At 46.9% G+C, this 2422-nt stretch carries 1 protein-coding gene; it reads right to left on the bottom strand.

Annotated elements, in window-relative coordinates:
- Nucleotides 1–242 precede the first annotated feature (242 nt).
- The gene (locus ACR2PX_RS14395; protein WP_434000050.1) at nt 243–2144 is read right to left on the bottom strand and encodes an ATP-binding cassette domain-containing protein; all 1902 of its coding nucleotides are present in this window, start codon (nt 2142–2144) and stop codon (nt 243–245) included.
- Nucleotides 2145–2422: the final 278 nt, after the last annotated feature.

The raw sequence follows: 2422 nt of genomic DNA, 5'->3' as shown, positions 1-2422 counted from the left end.
CAGCAGGTGCTGATCAAACTCAACAGGGCTATCCTTGAATTTTGGTGGTGGTGACATCTGGCATTATTAGGGTTGATTTAAGGCTTATCATAACAGATAAACCTATTCTCGGTCAGGCTCCTAGTGCATTGTCGCGACATTCCCGGACTTTGCTGCCTGATGACCATCAGGCGGCGGCGCTTTCTATCTGAACCTCATTTCATCACCAAAAGCGAAGAACGGATAGATGAGTTCATAACGGTTTACTCACCTTCCATTTCTTCAAGTGCTTCTAGTGCTTCCATCCACTCTTCTTCAATATCCGCGATGATTTTCTTGTATTGAGTCTGTTGATCCAGCCACGACTTTAAACGTTCTTTTTCAGAATGTTCATACAGCATTGGATTAGCCAGCTCAGATTCTACGTCCGCTAATAAAGATTGCTGCTTCTCCAGTTTTTGCTCCAGAGACGCCACTTTCTTTTTCATTGGCCTGAGCTGCTTGCGACGCTCTGCATCGAGACGTTTCTGCTCTTTTCGGTTTTGTGCCGAGTTAATGGACTGAACCGTTTCAGAAGTTGATTCTAACTTTTCTTCCTGACGCTGCTGGGTCAACCAGACGCTGTAATCTTCCAGGTCGCCCTCAAAGGATTCTACCCTACCGCCATGAACCAGAAAGAGATCATCGGTAGTACTGCGCAGAAGATTACGATCGTGGGACACAAGGATCATAGCCCCTTCAAACGTCTGCAAAGCCATGGTCAGGGCATGACGCATTTCCAGATCGAGATGGTTTGTCGGTTCATCAAGCAACAGTAAATTCGGCTTTTGCCAGGCTACGATAGCCAGAGCCAGTCTTGCCTGTTCACCGCCAGAAAAGCCTTCAATCTTTTCCAGAGCCTTGTCACCAAAAAAACCAAAGCCACCCAGAAAGTTTCTTAACTCCTGCTCTCTTGCTTCAGGCGACAATCGTTGTAGATGAAGCAGTGAACTGGCATCAGCATCCAGCTTTTCTAATTGGTGCTGGGCAAAATACCCTACTTTCAGGTGCTCACCATTGTGCCGCTCTCCAGCTACCAGAGGGAGCTCTTCGGCCAGAGTCCGTATTAATGTTGATTTACCAGCACCATTAGCACCCAGTAAACCTATACGACTGCCTGGCAAGATGTTCAGCTTCAATCTGATCATCGTGTTGCCCTGATACCCCAGCTCTGCCTTATCCAAGGTCAACAAAGGTGAAGACATTTTTTCCGGATCAGGAAAGCTGAAACTGAATGGAGAGTCCACATGTGCTGGTGCGATTTCTTCCAGCCTGGCCAGTGCTTTTAATCGACTTTGAGCCTGTTTGGCTTTAGTCGCCTTAGCACGAAATCGCTCAACAAACTTTTCCATGTGGGCACGTTGCTTTTGTTGCCTTTCAAAAGCAGCCTGCTGTTGCTGAAGACGTTCTGAACGCATGCGTTCAAAAGCAGAATAGTTTCCACGGTAGGTATTCAGCTTTTGATGTTCAATATGAATAGTGACATCAATCACCGCATCCAGAAAATCACGGTCGTGGGAAATAATAATCAGCGTACCCTGATAACGCTTCAAAAAACTTTCCAGCCAGACGATAGCATCCAGGTCCAGGTGGTTAGTAGGCTCATCAAGAAACAACAAGTCAGACGGACACATCAGAGTACGTGCCAGGTTCAGCCTCATTCTCCAACCACCGGAGAAGTCTTTTACGCTACGCTCAATTTGCTCATGGGAAAATCCAAGGCCATGAAGTAATTGTTCTGCACGCGAACGCGCAGTATACCCATCAGCCTGAAGCAGCTTTTCATGAAGTTCCGCAAGCTGGCCATGTTCTTCATCGCGCTCAGCCTGCTCTAGAGCTTTCTCTATTTTCCGAAGTGTCTCATCACCATCCAGCACGTAATCCACTGCTTTCTGATCAAGGGCCAGAACCTCCTGGGCCATATGAGCAATTCCCCGACCCGAGTCGATGCTGACATCACCCTTATCCGGCTGAAAATCTCCCATAATCAGTGCCAGCAAGCTCGACTTGCCACACCCATTGGCACCTACCAGTCCAACATGCTGGCCGTGATGAATCATTGCGCGGGTTTCTTCCAGCAAAATCTTGCCAGAACGCAATAAACTGACTGAATTCAAATTAATCATGGCGCGCATTATAAACACTGTTCCACTGGCATTCCTACGGGAATATCAGCCCCTAATGGATTCAGGGTTCAGGATGCACAGGGAAGTGGATATTAAGTAGACGAATCAGTGGATTATCGGTTCAATCCAAGATTATTACTGACCCCAGAGGGCTAGGAGTCTGTCGGACTTATGCTTTCGAGCATAAATTTCAGTAGAACGAGTCGAATTATTCGATGGATTCGTGAGAATAGTTGACCTATTTAATCGAATTCATCGAATAATTGGGCCGTTCTTTC

It is taken from the genome of Endozoicomonas sp. (assembly GCF_051008435.1).
Taxonomy (GTDB): domain Bacteria; phylum Pseudomonadota; class Gammaproteobacteria; order Pseudomonadales; family Endozoicomonadaceae; genus Endozoicomonas_A.
This window is presented reverse-complemented; position numbering and strand designations above follow the sequence as displayed.

What these genes read in the sequence shown, in the direction of transcription:
- ACR2PX_RS14395 (WP_434000050.1), bottom strand. Translation starts at nt 2,144, where the DNA reads ATGATTAATTTGAATTCAGTCAGTTTATTGCGTTCTGGCAAGATTTTG.